Source organism: Sphingomonas sp. GW821-FHT10F11, from assembly GCF_058809095.1.
In genome coordinates this window covers 452,502-471,349 of the sequence record NZ_JBXASH010000003.1, presented here as the reverse complement: position 1 = coordinate 471,349, position 18,848 = coordinate 452,502, and the positions used below count along the sequence as shown (strand labels likewise).

Genomic DNA, 18,848 nt, shown 5'->3' with positions numbered 1-18,848 from the left:
GAATCGCATTGGGTATATCGGCTGCGTTATTCTGATCGTCAGGCGCGCGGATGCGCGTTGCGATAGACGTCGAGCAGATGCGCGGCATCGACCGCGGTGTAGATCTGGGTCGAGCTGAGGCTGGCATGGCCAAGCAGTTCCTGCAGCGCGCGCAGGTCGGCCCCCCGCCCCAGTAGATGCGTCGCGAAGCTGTGGCGCAGCGCATGGGGGGTGGTCCGTTCGGGTAGGCCCAAGCGAATCCGCGCCGCCTGGACCGAACGGCGGATGATGCCGGGCGCCAGCGGCCCACCCTTGGCGCCGCGGAACAGCACGGCGTCACGCGCGATCGGCCAGGGGCAGATATCGACATAGGCCTCGATCGCCGCACGCACCTGGGGCAGCAGCGGGACGATCCGGGTCTTGTCGCGTTTGCCGGTCACGCTCAGCGTCTGTCCAAGCGGCAGCACCGCACCGGTCAGCCCGGTCGCTTCGCCGATGCGCAGGCCGGCGCCGTAGAGCAGCATCAACACCGCCCAGTCGCGCGCGCCGATCCAGGGCAAGGCGGCATTCTCCTCGACATCCTCGGCCAGCGCGACCGCCTCGTCGGGCGAGACGGGGCGCGGCACCCCCTTCTTGACGCGCGGCCCCTTCACCCGGGGCGTCGCCCCTGCCCCGCCGGCAAAGGCCAGAAAGCCGCGCACCGCCGACAATTCCCTGGCCGCGGACGCATTGCCCAGCCCCTCCCCGCGACGCTGCGCCAGATAGGCGCGCAGATCGGCGGCGCTGACCCTGGCGAGGGATTCGCGCGAGACGGGGCCACCCCAATGGCCTTCGAGAAAGTGGATCAGGCGGTTGGCCGTCGCCTCATAGGCGCGGATGGTATGCATCGATCGCCGCCGGTCGCGGCGCAGATGATCGGCGAATTCGGGGGCGAGACCGGACATGCTCCGACCATAGCGCCGAAGCGGTTGCTTGCGGAAGCTTTGCGCGAGGCCGCCGAGCCGCCATATGGGCGCCGTGTCCCGCGCCCGCGTCCTCGTCATGAATTCAGCGCTCGGCCCGCTCGATTACCGCATTCCCCATGGGATGACGGTCGAGCCGGGGTCGATCGTCGTCGCGCCCCTGGGGCCACGCCAGCTGATCGGCGTGGTGTGGGAGCCGGAGAATATGCCGTCCGACGCCGAAGTCGGCGACAACCGGCTGCGCAACCTGGTCGGCGTGATGCCTGTGCCGCCGCTCGGGGCCCCGCTGCGCAGGCTGATCGAATGGACCGCCAATTATTATCTCGCGCCACCCGCCTCGGTCGCGCGCATGGCGCTTGCCTCGACCTCGGCACTCGAGGGCGGGCGGACCGTCACCGAATATCGCGCGACCGGTCTGGTGCCCGACCGGCTGACCCCGCAGCGCGAACAGGCGATCGAGCGGATCGGCGAGCGCCAGGGGCTGATCCGCGAACTTGCGCTGGCCGCCGATGTGTCCGACGCGGTGATCCGGGGGTTGGTGAAGACCGGCGCGCTGGAAGCGATCGAGGTCGATATCGACAGCCCGTTCCCGGTGCCCGATCCCGAACATGGCGTGCCGGCCCTGTCGCCGGACCAGCGCGCCGCCGCGCAGACACTGATCGCCAATGTCCAGGCGGCGGCATTCCAGCCGACCTTGCTCGACGGCGTCACCGGCTCCGGCAAGACCGAGGTCTATTTCGAGGCAGTCGCCGCCGCGATCCGCGCCGGGCGGCAGACCCTGGTGCTGCTGCCCGAGATCGCGCTGACCGAACCGTTCCTGCAGCGCTTCGCCGCGCGCTTCGGCGTTGCGCCGGTCGCCTGGCATTCGGGCCTGCGCCAGTCGCAGCGCCGCCGGGCATGGCGGGCGATCGCCAGCGGGCAGGCGCTGGTGACGGTGGGCGCGCGGTCCTCGCTGTTCCTGCCCTATGCCAATCTCGGCCTGATCGTGGTCGACGAAGCGCATGAGACAAGCTTCAAGCAGGAAGAAGGCGTGCATTATCATGCGCGCGACGTGGCGGTGATGCGCGGGCTGTTCGAGAAATGCCCGGTGATCCTCGCCTCGGCCACGCCGGCGATCGAGACCCGGCAGCAGGTCGCGCTGGGGCGCTATGCCGAACTGAAACTGCCCGGCCGCTGGGGCGCGGCGGAAATGCCGGCGATCGAGGCGATCGACCTGATCGCCAACCCGCCCGAGCGCGGCCGCTGGATCGCGCCGCCGATCGTGAAGGGCATCGAGGAGCGGCTCGAGCGGGGCGAGCAATCCTTGCTGTTCCTCAACCGGCGCGGCTATGCGCCGCTGACTCTGTGCCGGACCTGCGGGCACCGGTTCCAATGCCCCAATTGCACCGCGTGGATGGTCGAGCACCGGCTGGTCGCGCGGCTGGCCTGCCACCATTGCGGCCATATCGAGCCAGTGCCGCGCGCGTGCCCCGAATGCAGCAACGAGGATAGTTTGGTCGCGGTCGGGCCTGGCGTTGAGCGGATCGCCGACGAGGTGCGCGCGCTGTTCCCGACCGCCAAGACCGCGATCGTCACCTCCGACACGATCTGGTCGCCGGCCAAGGCGGCGGAGTTCGTCCACCGGATGGAGGCTGGCGATATCGACATCGTGGTCGGGACCCAGCTGGTCACCAAGGGCTATCATTTCCCCAATTTGACGCTGGTCGGGGTGATCGATGCCGATCTGGGCCTGGGCGGGGGGGACCTGCGCGCGTCCGAACGCACCTTCCAGCAGATCATGCAGGTCGCAGGAAGAGCCGGGCGTGGCGAGAAGCCGGGGCATGTCTATATCCAGACGCACAGCCCCGACGCGCAGGTGATGCGCGCGCTGGTGACCGGCGATGCCGACGCATTTTACGAAGCGGAGACCGAATCCCGCCGCGAGGCGGGCGCCCCGCCGTTCGGGCGCTTCGCCGGCATCGTGGTGTCGAGCGAGGACCAGGCCGCGGCGCAGGAGATCGCCACCCTGATCGGCCGCACCGCGCCGAAACTGGAGGCGATGGAGGTGTACGGCCCCGCCCCCGCCCCGCTTGCCATGCTGCGCGGGCGGCACCGGTATCGCCTGCTGGTCCATGCGCGGCGTGCGCTCGACGTGCAGGACGTGATCCGCGACTGGCTCGGCAAGCTCGACTGGCCGAGCAAGGTCAGAGTCGTGGTCGATGTGGATCCATACAGCTTTCTCTAGGACTTTCAGCTCGCTAGAAAGATGCTCATGACCTTTTGAGGTTGGGGGGATTTTGATGATTCGCAAAGTGATGGCGCCGCTGGTGGCGCTGGCGTGCCTCGTGCCGGGTGTAGCCCAGGCCACATGGCGCAAGGCGGAATCGACGCATTTCATCGTCTATAGCGAGGACGACGAAGCGACCATCCGCCGCCAGGCGGAACGCCTGGAAAAGCTGAACCTGATGCAGCATGTGATGACCGGGCTCGACAAGAGCAAGGACAAGCCCGGCATCAAGGTCAAGGTCTTCGTCGTCCGCAGCTATTACGACGTGCAGCAGACCATGCCGTTTCCGCAGGAAGGCGTGGCGGGCTATTACGACGCGAGCCCGCGTGGCCCCTATTCGGTGATCAGCCGCGAGAGCGATGCCGGGCACGGCTTTTCGTCGCAGCTCGTTCTGTTCCACGAGCTGACCCATCATTTCATGTTCCAGTATTATAACGTGGCCTATCCGCCCTGGTACGTCGAAGGCTTTGCCGAGTTTATCGGTGCGTCCAGGATCGACGACACCAACGACGCGATTCTGGGAACGATGTCGCAGAGCCGCTATTACACGCTGCGCCAGGAATCCTGGACGCCGGTTCAGGAGATCCTGGCAGCGCACAGCTATGACGACATGAAAGGCAATCTCGGCGCACTCTATGCCGAAGGCTGGCTGCTGACCCATTATCTCCATCTCGGCGGCAAGCGCGACGGGCAGCTCGCCAAATATCTGGCCGAGATCAACGCGGGCAAATCCTTCGAGGATGCGGCGAAGGAAGCCTTTGGCGATCTTGGAAAACTCAATTCGGAGCTGATCGCCTATAGCCGCCGCAACCGCCTGCCCGCGACCTACATCACCTTCAAGCCGATCTCGATCCCGCCGGTCACCGTCGAGGAACTGCCGGCGGACCGTGCCGCAATGGTGATGGACGACCTGAAGCTTTATGCCGGCATCGCCCGTCGCGATGCGAAGCAGTTTGCAACGAAGGTCCGCGCCGATGCCGCCAAGGGCGGCGAAACCCCATGGACCTTGCGACTGCGCGCCGAGGCCGACCGCCTGGCGAACGATCGTGCCGATTATGAGGCGTCGGTCGCCCGCTGGACCGCGCTGGCGCCCGACGATCCCCATGCACTGTTGAATCAGGCGCTGGTGAAGATGGACGCGTTGCGCGAAGCCAAATCGACCGACACCGCGGCCTGGACGGCCGCGCGGCGCCTCATGGTCAACGCCGCGCGCAAGGCGCCGGAAGATACCGTTATCCTGAAGGCCTATTTCGACAGCTTCGGCATGCAGGGCATCAAGCCCAGCGCCGACGCGCACAACGCCCTGTACAAGGCGCTCGACCTGGTGCCCGCGGCGGCCGAGATCCGGTATCAGCTTGCCGCCAGCTTCGAAGCGCATGGCGATATCAAGGATGCGATCAACGTCATCCGCCTCGCCGCCTTTACCGAGAAGGACAATCTGACGGCGAAGGAAAGAGCCGAACGCGACAAGGACGAGGAGAAGACGCGCCTGGCCGGAAGCGTGAAGCACGAAACGCCACGGGACATGCTCGACCGGCTGTTGAAGCTGCAGGGCGAGCAGGAAAAGGCAAAATGACACAATCATCGGGGGGGCGCATGTTTCGTACTATTCTTCTGGGCTTGGCCTGTCTCATCCCGTCCGCGGCAAGCGCCGAGTGGCAGGAAGGCACGTCCGAGCATTTCATCGTCTATGCGGACGACAAACCGGCCGATGTGAAGGCCATGACCACCCGGCTCGAGCGGTTCGACCGCGCCGTCCGCGTCGCGCTGAACCTCAAGGAGCGTCAGGTCGGGCCGAACGCACGGGTTGTCGTGTTCGTCCTGCCGACGATGGCCGACGTGCAGAAGATGCTGGGGGACAAGAATCGGAATGTCGGCGGTTATTATCGCCGTGAGATGCCATCGGGCCCCATCGCCTTCGTTCCGGCACAGAGCCCGTCGGATTCCGGCCAGACGCTAACGCCGCGCATGGTGCTCCAGCACGAATATACGCATCACCTGATGTATTCGAACTGGGGCGATGTGGTCTTCCCGCAATGGTTCAGCGAAGGGTTTGCCGAGCTGTTCGCGACGGCGCGGGAGCGGGATGACGGCAGCGTCGTGATCGGCGCGGTTCCGGGCTATCGCAGCTACGGCATCGACCGCATGAACGACCTGCCGGTCGAAAAGCTGGTGGCCGGCGCGCCGGATTCCCACGATACCATGCAGACCCAGATCTTCTACGGGCGATCCTGGCTGCTGACCCATTTCCTGATGTTCGATCCGGACCGCGCGAAGCAGCTCGCGGCCTATATCGGCGCGATCAACACCGGGAAAACGCCTGCGGAAGCGGCCAGCCTGATCGGCGTCGCGCCGTCACTCGACCTCAAGCTCAACGGCTATGGCGCGCGCAAGACACTTCCAGCCGCCACGCTCGCCGCTGCCAAATTGCCGATCGGCGAGGTTACGGTGCGTGCGCTTTCCCCGGGCGAGGCGGCGGTGATGCCTGCCAGGATGCGATCGCAGAATGGGGTCGACGCGAAGCTGGCCAGGGAAGTGCTCGTGCAGGCCCGGCAACTCGCCGCACCCTATCCCAATGATGCGGGCGCACAGAACGCGCTGGCCGAGGCGGAATTCGATGCGGGCAACCTGGCCGAGGCCAACGCCGCCGCCGACCGCGCCCTGGCGGCCGATCCGAAGTCGGTTCATGCGCTGATCTACAAGGGCAAGGCGCAGATGGAGATCGCCGAAAAGGCGCAGAACAAGGACCCCGCCGTCTGGACCGCGGCCCGGCGGTGGTTCCTGGCCGCGAACAAGATCGACCCGCTCTATTCCTGGGCACCTCAGCTCTATTTCGAGAGCTTCGGGCAGGCGGGCCAGGGCGCGCCGAAGAGTGCGCGCGACGCGTTGCTCTATGCCTATAAATTGTCGCCGCAGAATACCGTACTGCGGCTGGAGGCATCGCGGATATTCCTGCAGGACGGGATGACGAAGGAGGCACGCGTCGCGATCGAGCCGATCGCGTACAGCCCGCATGGCGGCGACCTTGCCGATCAGGCGAAGCGGGTGATCGCGGCACTCGACAGCGGTGGCACCGCGGCGGCGATCGCGGTGCTGCAGGCGGATAGCGCCAAGAAGAAGGAGGCGGACGACGCCAAGGCGAAACCGGGCGACAAGAAAAGCTGAAGCGTGCGCGACGATGGTTCGTCGCGCGCGTTTTCCCTGTCCCGGAGGGCCGGTTGATGTCAGAATCGCCGACGATGCCGATCGCCCTTTTCCCCGCCGCCCTGCGCCGTGCCCTTTTCGGCGCGCTGGCGCTGCTCATCGCCCTTGCCGGGGCCTCCGCGCCCGTGCGCGCCGACGACATCTCCGCCACCGGGCGCGGGGTGGTGCGGATCGTCACCATCGCGGTGGTCGATGACGAGGTGGTGGGGTTCGGCCATGGCAGCGGCTTCGCGATCACGCCCAACCGGATCGTCACCAACGCCCATGTCGTCGACCTGGCCAAGCGCTATCCCGACAATGTCGTGGTCGGCGTGGTCCCGTCCGAGGGCGCCAAGAGCTATGAGGGCAAGGTCATCGCGATCGATGCGGCGCGCGATCTCGCACTGATCGAGTTCACCGGCACGAAGCTGCCGACGGTCGCGCTCTATACCGGGCCGGTCGAAGAGGGCGCGCCGGTTACCGCGCTCGGCTATCCGGGCAATGTCGATCTGGCGACGGCGCGCTCCGCGGTCGACTATATCCATCCGCTGTCGCCGATCCGGTCCGAGGGCGTATTCTCGGGGCGGCGGACCATGTCCGGCGTCGATGTGCTGCTCCACACCGCGAACATCGCGCGGGGCAATTCGGGCGGGCCCTTGCTCGATCCGTGCGGGCGGGTGATCGGGGTGAACTCGTCCTTCGCCAAGGGCGAGGAAGGCGATTCGAGCTTCGGCTTCGCCATCGCCGATTCGGAAGTCGCGGCGTTCCTGCGCGAGGCGAAACAGGATTATCCGGCGGTCGGCACGGCCTGCACCTCCATCCTCGACCGGGTGAAGCAGGACAGCGAGGCCGATGCGCGGGCGACCGCCGAAGCAGATGCGGCGAAGCGGGAGGCGGCAGCCAAGGCGGCGGTCGCACGCGAGCAGGCGCTGGGCAATGCGCGGATCGCGGCCGAGCGGAACCGCGAGAATATCATGGCGCTGGCTGCCGTGCTGCTGGTCGCGGGCGCGCTGGCGATCGGCGGGGGCGGGTTGCTCGAGGTACGGCGCAAACGGCGCGAGGCGATCTGGGCGGCCTCGGCCGGCGGGGTGCTGATGGTCGCGGCGGCGGTGGTGTTCTTCACCCGGCCGAGCGGCGAGGTGACCCTGCCGCCCGATACCGCTCCGACGTACGCGCCGGCGGTCTCCTCGACCGCGGCGCTCGGCAAGATGGTGTGTACCGTGGTGCCGGAGCGCAGTCGGGTCGTGTCATCTTCAGTCGAGGATCTGACGATCGACTGGGGCACGGCGGGCTGCATGAACGGGCGCACCCAATATGCCGAGAATGGGAGCAAATGGGACCGGATCCTGGTGCCGACCGAGGACCAGACCGTCTCCGTCCTGCAGTTCGACCCGGCAACGCGACTCTATTCGAACCAGCGCTATTTCCTGACCGCGGCGCAGATGGACTCGCTCCGGAAAATCCGGTCGCAGGTCACGATCAAGGCCTGCACGCCGGACGAGGCGGGCCGCGCCAACCTGGCGACTCAGCAGAGCGCGATCCGCACCCTGCTGCCCGCCTATCCGAACGAGAAGATCGTCTATTCCTGCAAGTCGGCGGGCTAGGCCTTTCGCAGCCAGAAGGGCTTGACGAAGCCGTCGCGACGATACGCCAGGACCAGCAACGCGACGCCGAACGCCGTGCAGACGATGATCGCCGGCAGCGACGCCTCGGCGCCGAAGGAGCCGCCGGTCAGCAGGTCCGGGCCGCTGATGCGTGGGATGAGCACGCCGTCCTGCTTGAAGCCGGAAACGGCGATCCCGTAGAGGCCGCCCTGCGAGAAATTCCATGCGGCGTGCGCCCCGATCGCCGCCCATAACCGGCGAGTCAGCAGATAGAGCGCGGCGAGCATCACGCCCGCCTCTAGCGCGATGGCGGAGCCGGCCAGCAGCGACGCGTTGGGATTGCCGAGATGCAGCGCGCCGAACAGCGCGGCGGACAGTATCAGGGCGATCCAGCTCCCGAGCCAGGATTCGATCAGCCGGAAGAAGACGCCGCGCAGCATGATCTCCTCGGTCACGCCCGAGGTGATCGAGATGGCGAGCACCGGCAGCAGCACGGAAACGGGATGCCGGCCGATCACCTGATAGCCGCCAAACGCGGCAATGATCCCGACCACGACCGAGAAGAGGATCAGGCCGCTGAGCAGGCCGGCACCGAGTTCCTTCGCCCAGCCGTTCAGGGCGAATTCCGCGACCACCGGCCGACGCTCGACCAGGCGCACGAACGCGCAGTAGAAGGCGATGAAGATCGCCGCGACGACAATCGCGGCCAGCACCGCGAGCCAGTCATTCGTGGCGTGCGGAATGGCGCGGCTGGCCAGGGTCGAAATCACGCCCGCCCCGATCATGAAGGCGATGCCGATGGCAAGCAGCACGAGCGGGAAATGCACGATGCGCCAGACCAGGCTGTTGGGCGGCGTGACAGGCTTGATCGGTTCCATGAGTCCCCCTCGATTATGAGGGAAGCCTAGACCGGCTCGCGGCCCGACGCAAAATCAGACGCGGTCGATCCTGGCGGCAAAGCAGCCGCGCTTGGCATTGTGCGCGTGAAGCCAGGCGACTGCCGGATCGGCGAAGAAGCGGTCGATCAGCACCGGCAGGTCGCGGCCTTCGGTGAGATCGGCATCGGTCATCATGCCATTCGCATCATAGGCACGGACCGACAAGGTGCGGATCGCAAGCTGTTCGGGCACCTCGTTCTCGAACCGCGCCGCCTCGGTCGCCCCGTCGCGCACGAAGATCGCGTGGCGCTGGCGATAGGGCGAGGCGACCGGCAGATGCTCATAGTTGAGCAGCAGCACATGCTCGCCCGGCATGGCATCCTCGAGCGAGACGCGGCAGGGAAAGCCGGGCTTCGCATCGACCGGCATGCGGATCACGCCAAGGCCGGCGAGTTCGGCATCGTTGAAGCCATAAAGCGGCATGAAGGGCGCCGGATCGAGCCCGGTGATGGCGAAGCCGCTCATGCCACGCCCTCCCGCTTGAGCAGCACGGCCTTGCGGTCGAGCCCGTACGCATAGCCGCCGAGCGTCCCGTCACTGCGCTGGGCGCGGTGACAGGGGATGACGACCGCGACCTGGTTGTGGCCGCAGGCAGTGCCCGCCGCGCGGACCGCCTTCGGGTTGCCTGCGATTGCCGCCAGTTCGCTATAGCTGCGCGTCTCCCCCGCCGGGATGGCGCGGAGCGCCTGCCACACCGCCTCCTGAAAAGCGGTACCCTGAACGTCGAGCGGCAGGTCATGGTGACGATCGGGCGATTCGACGCTGGCGACGACCCGCGCCGCCAGATCGGCCAATGCCGCCCCGCCGGGCACGATCTCGGCCTTGGGGAAACGCTCCTTCAACGCCTGCTCGCCTTCGTCGAACGATACGCGGCACAGGCCCTTGTCGGTCGCGGCGACGAGCATCGGGCCGAGGCTGGTGTCGGCGATGGTCCAGCGGATCGTCACCCCTGCCCCACCCTTGCGCCACGCGCTCGGCGTCATGCCGAGCCGCTTGGCGCCGCCTTCATAGAAACGGCTCGGGGCGGAATAACCTGCCTCATAGATCGCCTGGGTCACGCTATCCTCGTCGATCAGCGCCTTGGCCGCACGCTGCGCCTTCAGGCCACGGGCATAGGCGGCGGGGGTCACGCCGGTCGCGCGCTTGAACAGGCGGTGGAAATGATGCGGCGCATAGCCGACCCGGGCGGCGAGTTCCTCGAGCCCGATGCCGTCCTCGTCCGCCTCGATCAGGGCGACCGCCCGCGCAACCGCGACCCGGTCGCGGCCGACCTCGTCGGGCTTGCAGCGCAGACAGGCGCGGAACCCTGCCTCGCGTGCCTCGGCGCCATCGCGGTAGAACAGGACATTCTCCCGCTTCGGGTGCCGCGCGGGGCAGCTCGGCTTGCAATAGATGCCGGTCGAGGTGACCGCACCGACGAAATGGCCGTCATAGGCCCGGTCGCGCCGTTCGAAGGCGGCCCAGGCGGTATCGGCGTCAATGGCGAGTTGCTGTGTCATGATGCCGATATAGGCGCCCCCAATGCCCGCCACATCCCGAGGCTTGCGCTCAAAAGAATGGCGCCGTTCTCATTCATTCGACCGGAGCCATTGCAGGGCCTTCAACTGTGCAATGTCGAGAAAGGCGAGTTCGTGCCCCACGCCGGGGACAAGCTGGAGCCTGGCCGCAGGCTGCGCCCTGGCCAGAGCTTGGCTGTTGGCGGCCGACGCTACGGTATCGGCCGTGCCGTGCAGCAGCAGAATCGGGCAGGTGATGGCCGGAAGCTTCGCCAGATTGTCGTAACGATCGAGCACCAGCAGCCGCGCTGGAACGAAGGGATAATGTTCCCGCGCAACGCGGTCGAGGCTGGCGAAACCTGAGATCAACACCAACCCCGCCAGCCGGTGGCGCAAGGCAATTTCGGTCGCGATTCCCGATCCCAGCGAATTACCGATGGCTACGACCCGGCCATGCGGCACTCCCTTTGCCGCCAGCCACGACAGCGCTGCCGCGCCGTCGCGGTACAGGCCCTGCTCGTCCGGCGATCCGGGATTGCCGCCATAGCCGCGATATTCCGGCAGCATCACGCCGTAGCCCTGCGTGGCGAGGTTGCGCGTGGCGTATTCGCCGCCTTCCAGATCGCTCGCATTGCCGTGGAAGAAGACCAGGGTGGGCAGTCCCGCCCGGGCGGGCCGATAAAAGGCGCGCAAAGTCAGGCCGTCGGCGGTGGTGATGCGGATATCCTCGAATCCGGTCTCGGGTCTGGCGACGACTGTCTTTGGCGCCGGATAGAAGAAGTCGCGCTGGAACCAGAAAAGCGCGCCGATCAGCACCAGATAGATAAAGAGCGCCGCCCCGCCGATCCAGAGCGCGACTTTGCCGAGCGCGATCAAACGCCGTTCCTCGCCTTTTCCGCCATGCCTGTCATGCCGCCTCCTGCCCTTCTCTACCGCTCGCGCAACGCCCGGCGAAGCCCATTCTCACGCCACCCGCACATCGTCCATCAGGCGGTTGATCCGGCTGCGCAGCGTCTCGACTCCGCCCGCCACCGCCTCGGCAGTGCGGGCCATGTCCTCGGCGCTGCGGCGCGAGCGTTCGGCGCGTTCGCGCAGCATCTGCATATTGGCGGCCGCATCGGCGGTGCCGCCTTCCACTTCGGCGATGGCGGCGGCGATGCGGCGGGTCATGTCGCGTTGCTGCTCGACCGCGCCGGCGACATTGGCGGCCGAACGATCGAGATCCGCGGCGAGCGAATCCACCGACTGGATCGTCTCCAGCACCGTATCACTCGCGCGCGAGACGGCGGCGAGGCGCGATTCGATCCGGCCCGCGGCCACCTGGGTCTGCCGCGCAAGGCCCTTCACCTCGTCGGCGACAACGGCGAAGCCGCGGCCGGCATCGCCGGCGCGCGCCGCCTCGATCGTTGCGTTCAATGCGAGCAGATTGGTCTGCCCGGCGATCTGGGAGATCAGGTCAAGCACGCCGGCGATCTCGCCGACCAGCACGCCGAGCGATTCGGCATGGGCGCGGCCTTCGAGCGTGCGCGCCCGGACATCCGCCGCGCCGGTTTTCGACTCATGCGCCTCATCGCTGATGCGCTCGATCGCCCCGGCGAGCGCGGCGCCGGACTGAGCGATGGTGCGGGCGCTCGACGCACTCTGTTCGGCCAGCGCCGCGGTCGCGAGGGCATGATGCTCGGTGGTGCCCGCCTCGCCCGACATGGCGTTCGCCGTCTCGCGCAGCGCGGGGCCAGCCGAGATGAGTTCGCTTACGACAAGGCCGACCTCGCGCTCGAAGACCGCAAACAGCGCATCGAGATCGGCGGCGCGTTTCGCCCGCGCCTCATGCTCGGCGACCTGGCGGCGGTGAAGCGCTTCATTGGCGCGGTGCGATTCGTCGCTCAGCCGGCGCGCATCGCGCGAGCGCTTGCGCGCAAAAGCCAATGCGCGGGCGATCTCGCCGATCTCGTCGGTGCGGTCGAGGCCGGGGATCGGCGTATCGTCGCGCTCGAGCGTGATGTCGCCAGTCGCGACCGCAATCTCGGCGAGCGGCTGTTCGATCCGCAGCGTCAGCATGCGCATGCCCCACCAGCCGATCAGCGCGGCGAGCAACGTTACGAAGGCGACCATGAGATAGGTCGTCGCAAAGCCGCGTTCGAGCGCAGCCCGTTCATGCGCGGCATCCGCCCGAAGATCGTCGATCAGCCCGTTGCTGGCGACCGTGAGCGGATCGATCGCGGCATAGAGCGCACCACTGACGAAGAAATCGAGCTGGTCGACGCGGCGGCTGCGCAGGAGATCGAGCAGCCGCACGATCGCCGCATCGGCGTCGCGGCGGGCGTCGGCGACCTGCGCGACGGCGACGCCGCGGCGCGCGTCGAGCGCCTGGCCCGAAAAGGACCGCCAGCTGCTGCGGATGGTGGCGCGCGCTTCCTCGATCGCACTGATCGCGCTGTCGGCCGAGAGGTTGCCGCTCTGCACCTTCTGCGCGGTGAGCAGGGCGGTGACATAGCTGTCATTGACCCGCTGCAATTCCCCGATCGGATCGAGCCGGTCGAGCACGAGCGATCGCACGCCGTGGCTGGTGCTGATCGTGGTGCCGATCAGCGCGATAGCGAGCAGCGCCTGAATGCCGAGCAGGCTCCAGACGATGCGGCGAAGCTGGGCGCGGATGCTGCCCCGCCCCGATCCACGCCATGCGGCGAGCTGTTTGAGGGTTGAAAGGATGGCGGCGATGTCTGGGCGAGGCATTGTGCCGCTATGGGAGCAAGGCACGAATGGATGGTTAACTGATTGTTACAGTTACATGAAACCGGGAAAGAATCCTTACGGACACAAAATCATGTCCGTGCGGGCAATGCCGCATATGACCAAATAAGGCCTATATCCTATAGACAGGCTCAAGGCGGCGGGTCGGACTCGGGTTGCATCCCGTGCAACCCGATGCTAACCGCGCGGCGACCCATCAGGGGGGCCGATTCCGGCCTCCCTTTTCGTATGGGTCGCAAACAGTTTCAAACGAGGATTTCGATCGCGTGGAGACATCCGGCGGTATTCAAGCAAGCTTAAGCGGTCGCTACGCCACCGCATTGTTCGAGCTTGCCCGCGATTCAAAGACGATCGACGCCGTCGAGGCGAGCCTCGCCGATGTGCGTGCCGCGCTCGAGCAATCGCCCGAGTTCGCCCGGCTCGTCGCCAGCCCGCTCGTCTCGCGTCAGGACGCGGCCAAGGCCGTGGCTGCGGTCGCCGCGTCGATCGGCATTGATGGCACGACCAAGAACTTCCTGGGCGTGCTTGCCGAGAATCGCCGCCTGTCGCAGCTACCTGCGATCATCCGCGCCTTCCGCTCGCTCGCCGCCAATCATCGCGGCGAGACCAAGGCCGAAGTGACGTCGGCCCATCCGCTTTCCGCCGCCCAGGTCGACGCGCTCAAGCAGCAGCTGCGCACCCGGATCGGCCGTGAGGTTTCCGTCGACCTGTCGGTCGACCCCGCCCTGCTTGGCGGGCTGGTCGTGAAGATCGGTTCGCAGATGATCGATAGCTCGATCAAGACCCGTCTCAACACTCTCGCGCACGCAATGAAAGGCTGACAGCTCCAAGCTGTTGGGAAAGGCTGACAATGGATATCCGCGCCGCTGAAATCTCGAAGGTCATCAAGGACCAGATCGCTTCGTTCGGTACCGAGGCCCAGGTCTCCGAAACCGGCCAGGTGCTGTCGGTCGGCGACGGCATCGCGCGCATTCACGGGCTGGACAATGTCCAGGCCGGCGAGATGGTCGAATTCTCGAACGGCGTGCAGGGCATGGCGCTCAACCTCGAGGCCGACAATGTCGGCGTCGTGATCTTCGGGTCTGACTCGGAGATCAAGGAAGGCGACGTCGTCAAGCGCACCGGCACGATCGTCGACGTTCCGATCGGCAAGGCGCTGCTCGGTCGCGTGGTCGACGGCCTCGGCAACCCGATCGACGGCAAGGGCCCGATCGAGACGACCGAGCGCAGCCGCGTCGAAGTGAAGGCCCCGGGCATCATCCCGCGCACCTCGGTGCACGAGCCCGTGCAGACCGGCCTGAAGGCGATCGACGCCCTCGTCCCCGTCGGCCGTGGCCAGCGTGAGCTGATCATCGGCGATCGCCAGACCGGCAAATCGGCCGTCGCGATCGACACCTTCATCAACCAGAAGACGGTCAACGCCGGCGACGACGAGTCGAAGAAGCTCTATTGCATCTATGTCGCGGTCGGCCAGAAGCGCTCGACCGTGGCGCAGCTTGTCCGCACGCTGACCGAGAATGGCGCGATGGACTATTCCATCGTCGTCGCGGCGACCGCGTCCGACCCTGCCCCGCTGCAGTTCCTCGCGCCGTACACCGGCACCGCGATGGGCGAGTATTTCCGTGACAACGGCATGCACGCGCTGATCGTGTTCGACGATCTGTCGAAGCAGGCCGTCGCGTACCGCCAGATGTCGCTGCTGCTGCGCCGCCCGCCGGGCCGCGAAGCCTATCCCGGCGACGTGTTCTATCTCCACTCGCGCCTGCTCGAGCGCGCCGCGAAGATGAACAAGGACAATGGCTCGGGCTCGCTGACCGCGCTGCCGATCATCGAGACTCAGGCCGGCGACGTGTCCGCCTACATCCCGACCAACGTGATCTCGATCACCGACGGCCAGATCTTCCTCGAAACCGACCTGTTCTTCGCCGGCATCCGCCCCGCGATCAACGTCGGCCTCTCGGTCAGCCGCGTCGGTTCCGCCGCGCAGACCAAGGCGATGAAGAAGGTGTCGGGCTCGATCAAGCTCGAGCTGGCCCAGTATCGCGAGATGGCGGCGTTCGCTCAGTTCGGTTCGGACCTCGATGCCTCGACCCAGAAGCTGCTGAATCGCGGCGCCCGCCTGACCGAATTGCTCAAGCAGCCCCAGTTCAGCCCGCTGCCGTTCGAGGAGCAGACGGCGTCGATCTTCGCCGGCACCAACGGCTATCTGGACGCCGTCGCGGTGCAGGACGTCGTTCGCTACGAAGCCGCGATGCTCGCCGATTTGCGCGCGAACCATGCCGATGTGCTCGGCCTGATCCGCGACACCAAGGATCTGGGTGACGAGGCCAAGGGCAAGCTCAAGGCTGCGCTCGACGCCTTCGCCAAGACCTTCGCGTAAGTAAGGGCGCCAGATGGCCAGCCTCAAGGCACTGAAGATCCGCATCGGCTCGGTGAAGTCGACGCAGAAGATCACCAAGGCGATGAAGATGGTCGCCGCCGCGAAGCTGCGCCGTGCGCAGGAAGCGGCCGTCGCCGGCCGCCCCTATGCCGAGCGGCTCGAAAAGGTGATGGCCAGCCTCGCCGCCAAGGTGAGCGTCAGCGAATCCTCGCCCAAGCTGCTCGCCGGCACCGGCAAGGACCAGACTCACCTGCTGATCGTCGCGACGTCGGAGCGTGGCCTGGCCGGCGCGTTCAACACCAACATCGTCCGCGCCGCGCGCCGCAAGGCCGAGGAGCTGATCGAGCAGGGCAAGACCGTCAAGATCTACATCGCCGGCAAGAAGGGGCGCGTGCTGAAGCGCTTTTACCCGAAGCTGGTCGTTGCCGATCATGAGATGGGCCATATCAAGCGGGTCGCGTTCGCCGATGCCCGTGCGGTGGCCGATGACGTGATCGCCCGCTTCGAGGCAGGCGAGTTCGATGTCGCCCATCTTTTTTATGCCCGCTTCCAGTCGGCGCTGGTGCAGGAGCCGATCGGCCGCCAGATCATCCCGGTCGCGATCGACGTCAATGCCGCGCCGGTCGACGATGGTGGCGCCGCGGTCGAATATGAGCCGGACGAGGAATCGATCCTGGCCGACCTGCTGCCGCGCAACGTCGCGATCCAGGTGTTCCGCGCGCTGCTCGAGAACGCAGCGTCCGAGCAGGGCAGCCGCATGACCGCGATGGACAATGCCACGCGCAACGCCGGCGACATGATCAACAAGCTGACGATCCAGTACAACCGCACCCGCCAGGCCGCGATCACCACGGAACTGGTCGAAATCATCTCTGGCGCCGAAGCGCTCTAAGCAGTTCGAAGCAAGGAATAGACAATGGCAACCGCAGCCCCGACCACCAAGAAGCCCGCCGCCAAGCGCGCGCCCAAGGCAGCCGCTCCGGAGACGACGGTCGCCGCGACCGTCGCGACGACGAACAATGTCGGCCGCATCAGCCAGGTCATCGGCGCCGTCGTCGACGTCGCCTTCCCGCAGGGCAGCCTGCCGGCGATCCTTTCGGCGCTCGAGACCGACAATAACGGCAACCGCCTCGTGCTCGAAGTTGCCCAGCATCTCGGCGAGAACACGGTTCGCACCATCGCGATGGACGCAACCGAGGGCCTGACCCGCGGCCAGACCGTGACCGACACCGGATCGCAGATCCGCGTGCCGGTCGGCCCGAAGACGCTCGGCCGCATCCTGAACGTCATCGGCGAGCCGATCGACGAGCGCGGCCCGGTCGGCCACACCGAGACTGCCCCGATCCATGCCTCGGCACCTTTGTTCGTCGACCAGTCGACCGAGAGCGCCATTCTGGTCACCGGCATCAAGGTCATCGACCTGCTCGCGCCTTACGCGAAGGGCGGCAAGATCGGCCTGTTCGGCGGCGCCGGCGTGGGCAAGACCGTGCTCATCCAGGAACTGATCAACAACATCGCCAAGGGGCACGGCGGCACCTCGGTGTTCGCGGGCGTCGGCGAGCGGACCCGCGAGGGCAACGATCTCTATCACGAGTTCCTCGACGCGGGCGTTATCGCCAAGGATGCCGACGGCAATCCGCAGTCCGAGGGTTCGAAGGTCGCGCTGGTATACGGCCAGATGAACGAGCCGCCGGGCGCCCGCGCCCGCGTCGCGCTGTCGGGTCTGACGATCGCCGAATATTTCCGCGACGTCGAAGGCCAGGACGTGCTGTTCTTCGTCGACAACATCTTCCGCTTCACCCAGGCGGGTTCGGAAGTGTCGGCGCTGCTCGGCCGTATTCCGTCGGCCGTGGGCTATCAGCCGACCCTGTCGACCGACATGGGCGCGCTGCAGGAGCGCATCACCTCGACCAACAAGGGGTCGATCACCTCGGTGCAGGCGATCTACGTTCCTGCCGACGATCTTACCGATCCGGCGCCGGCCACGTCCTTCGCCCATCTGGACGCGACGACCGTGCTCAACCGCGCGATCTCGGAGCTCGGCATCTACCCGGCGGTCGATCCGCTCGACTCCACCTCGCGCGTGCTCGAGCCGCGCGTCGTCGGCCAGGAGCATTACGAGACTGCCCGCGCCGTCCAGTCGACCCTGCAGAAGTACAAGTCGCTGCAGGACATCATCGCCATTCTCGGCATGGACGAGTTGTCGGAAGACGATCGTCTCACCGTGTCGCGTGCGCGGAAAATCCAGCGCTTCCTGTCGCAGCCGTTCCACGTCGCCGAGGTCTTCACCGGCATCCCGGGCAAGTTCGTGCAGCTCGAGGATACGGTGAAGAGCTTCAAGGCAGTGGTCGAGGGCGAGTATGATCACCTGCCCGAGAGCGCTTTCTACATGGTCGGCGGCATCGAAGAAGCGATCGCCAAGGCCGAGAAGATGGCGCAGGACGCGTAAGTTACTTTAAGCCCCTCCCTCGACGGGGAGGGGCTAAGGAAGAAAATGATGCTGCACTTCGAACTCGTCACCCCGGAAAAGCTCGTCCGTTCGGAGGAGGTCTATATGGTCGTCGTCCCCGGCTCCGAGGGCGATTTCGGCGTGCTCGAAGGGCATGCGCCGGTCATGTCGACGATCCGCGACGGGGCGCTGTCGATCTATCGCACCGAAAAGGGCGAGCCCGAGACGATCGCGATCGAGGGCGGCTTTGCCGAGGTCAGCTCGGCCGGCCTGACCGTCCTTGCGGAGCGCGCCGAATAACTAGCGCATTGCGCTGAAGGTCCAGCGCATCGGCTTGCTGCCGTCCAGCATTGAGATCTCCGCGTTGAGCGTCGCGCCGTCCCGCCAATAGCGGATGCGTTGCGGGTAGTCGTGCGCCGGGTTGGCGAACACCAGCTCCGTCGCGGTGCGCGAGGCGAGCGGGAACGGGATGCGCGTGCCGCCGTCGGGCGAAGCCCAATAGGTCAGCCTGCCCGTGGCGTCCGGGAATATCTGAGCAGCCTCCCAGGACTGAAGCGTCGCGCCTTCCCCGGCGCGGTTCGAGCCGAGCATCGTGCCGGCGCGGGGCGGCGTCCAGCATTCCTCGGTCCATTTCTGCCCGCTCTGCTCGATCCAGCAGCCGGTCATCCAGCCGGGAGGGCCTTCTGCGACAGGCTTCGTCTGCTGCGCCATGGCGGCGCCTCCGCACAGGGCCAGAGTGGCGATCAACAGGGTCGTCCGGCGCATCTTGTCCTCCCTCTTCATGTCGACCCGGCATAGCCGCCAGTCGGGATGCTGGCTTGAACCGACACGACATGGGAT

The 18,848-nt window shown here is 66.6% G+C and carries 16 protein-coding genes; 9 read left to right on the top strand and 7 right to left on the bottom strand.

Annotated features, from left to right (window positions below; genetic code table 11):
• Nucleotides 1–38: 38 nt before the first annotated feature.
• A complete protein-coding gene (locus AC1RT8_RS12620) occupies nt 39–923 on the bottom strand; it encodes a tyrosine recombinase XerC (protein WP_493075997.1) in 885 nt (294 codons plus the stop codon).
• Nucleotides 924–987: 64 nt separating this feature from the next.
• Between AC1RT8_RS12620 and AC1RT8_RS12615 the strand changes: the two genes are divergently transcribed.
• Genes AC1RT8_RS12615 through AC1RT8_RS12600 form a run of 4 tightly spaced genes read left to right on the top strand, consistent with a single transcriptional unit; the run spans nt 988 to nt 7,994 of the window.
• Nucleotides 988–3,165, top strand: a complete 2,178-nt coding sequence (locus AC1RT8_RS12615) for a primosomal protein N' (RefSeq protein WP_493075996.1) — start codon at nt 988–990, stop codon at nt 3,163–3,165.
• A 55-nt stretch (nt 3,166–3,220) separates the two neighbouring features.
• Nucleotides 3,221–4,783 (top strand): hypothetical protein, encoded by a 1,563-nt coding sequence (locus AC1RT8_RS12610; protein WP_493075995.1) that lies wholly within the window; start codon nt 3,221–3,223, stop codon nt 4,781–4,783.
• 20 nt (nt 4,784–4,803) lie between these two features.
• Complete coding sequence (locus AC1RT8_RS12605; protein WP_493075994.1) at nt 4,804–6,372, top strand: hypothetical protein; 1,569 nt, start codon at nt 4,804–4,806, stop codon at nt 6,370–6,372.
• Between the two features lie 56 nt (nt 6,373–6,428).
• On the top strand, nt 6,429–7,994 hold the full coding sequence (locus AC1RT8_RS12600; RefSeq protein WP_493075993.1) for a S1C family serine protease: 1,566 nt from the start codon (nt 6,429–6,431) through the stop codon (nt 7,992–7,994).
• Here AC1RT8_RS12600 and AC1RT8_RS12595 read toward each other — a convergent pair.
• The 5 genes from AC1RT8_RS12595 to AC1RT8_RS12575 form a co-directional block, all read right to left on the bottom strand.
• The gene (locus tag AC1RT8_RS12595) at nt 7,991–8,872 is read right to left on the bottom strand and encodes a CPBP family intramembrane glutamic endopeptidase (RefSeq protein ID WP_493075992.1); all 882 of its coding nucleotides are present in this window, start codon (nt 8,870–8,872) and stop codon (nt 7,991–7,993) included. The two genes, AC1RT8_RS12600 and AC1RT8_RS12595, sit on opposite strands and share 4 nt — an antisense overlap.
• A 54-nt stretch (nt 8,873–8,926) precedes the next feature.
• Complete coding sequence (locus AC1RT8_RS12590; RefSeq protein WP_493075991.1) at nt 8,927–9,397, bottom strand: DUF1203 domain-containing protein; 471 nt, start codon at nt 9,395–9,397, stop codon at nt 8,927–8,929.
• Nucleotides 9,394–10,431 carry a bifunctional DNA-binding transcriptional regulator/O6-methylguanine-DNA methyltransferase Ada gene (gene ada, locus AC1RT8_RS12585; protein ID WP_493076129.1) on the bottom strand — a complete coding sequence of 346 codons (1,038 nt, stop codon included), beginning with the start codon at nt 10,429–10,431 and terminating at the stop codon, nt 9,394–9,396. The genes AC1RT8_RS12590 and ada overlap by 4 nt, the downstream gene beginning before the upstream one ends.
• A 69-nt stretch (nt 10,432–10,500) precedes the next feature.
• Nucleotides 10,501–11,304: an alpha/beta hydrolase gene (locus AC1RT8_RS12580; RefSeq protein WP_493075990.1), complete on the bottom strand. Its 804-nt coding sequence runs from the start codon at nt 11,302–11,304 to the stop codon at nt 10,501–10,503.
• Nucleotides 11,305–11,391: 87 nt separating this feature from the next.
• Complete coding sequence (locus tag AC1RT8_RS12575) at nt 11,392–13,161, bottom strand: methyl-accepting chemotaxis protein (protein WP_493075989.1); 1,770 nt, start codon at nt 13,159–13,161, stop codon at nt 11,392–11,394.
• Nucleotides 13,162–13,445: 284 nt separating this feature from the next.
• Between AC1RT8_RS12575 and AC1RT8_RS12570 the strand changes: the two genes are divergently transcribed.
• The 5 genes from AC1RT8_RS12570 to AC1RT8_RS12550 are packed head-to-tail and all read left to right on the top strand — an operon-like array spanning nt 13,446 to nt 18,308.
• Nucleotides 13,446–14,000 (top strand): F0F1 ATP synthase subunit delta, encoded by a 555-nt coding sequence (locus AC1RT8_RS12570; RefSeq protein ID WP_493075988.1) that lies wholly within the window; start codon nt 13,446–13,448, stop codon nt 13,998–14,000.
• Nucleotides 14,001–14,029: 29 nt separating this feature from the next.
• Nucleotides 14,030–15,559 carry a F0F1 ATP synthase subunit alpha gene (gene atpA / locus AC1RT8_RS12565; RefSeq protein ID WP_493075987.1) on the top strand — a complete coding sequence of 510 codons (1,530 nt, stop codon included), beginning with the start codon at nt 14,030–14,032 and terminating at the stop codon, nt 15,557–15,559.
• A 13-nt stretch (nt 15,560–15,572) separates the two neighbouring features.
• Nucleotides 15,573–16,451: a F0F1 ATP synthase subunit gamma gene (locus tag AC1RT8_RS12560; protein WP_493075986.1), complete on the top strand. Its 879-nt coding sequence runs from the start codon at nt 15,573–15,575 to the stop codon at nt 16,449–16,451.
• Between the two features lie 24 nt (nt 16,452–16,475).
• The gene (gene atpD, locus AC1RT8_RS12555) at nt 16,476–18,008 is read left to right on the top strand and encodes a F0F1 ATP synthase subunit beta (protein ID WP_493075985.1); all 1,533 of its coding nucleotides are present in this window, start codon (nt 16,476–16,478) and stop codon (nt 18,006–18,008) included.
• A gap of 45 nt (nt 18,009–18,053) precedes the next feature.
• Nucleotides 18,054–18,308, top strand: a complete 255-nt coding sequence (locus AC1RT8_RS12550; RefSeq protein ID WP_493075984.1) for an ATP synthase F1 subunit epsilon — start codon at nt 18,054–18,056, stop codon at nt 18,306–18,308.
• On the opposite strand, the gene AC1RT8_RS12545 is transcribed toward AC1RT8_RS12550, so the two are convergent.
• Nucleotides 18,309–18,773, bottom strand: a complete 465-nt coding sequence (locus tag AC1RT8_RS12545; protein ID WP_493075983.1) for a DUF6265 family protein — start codon at nt 18,771–18,773, stop codon at nt 18,309–18,311. It lies immediately after the preceding gene.
• Nucleotides 18,774–18,848: the final 75 nt, after the last annotated feature.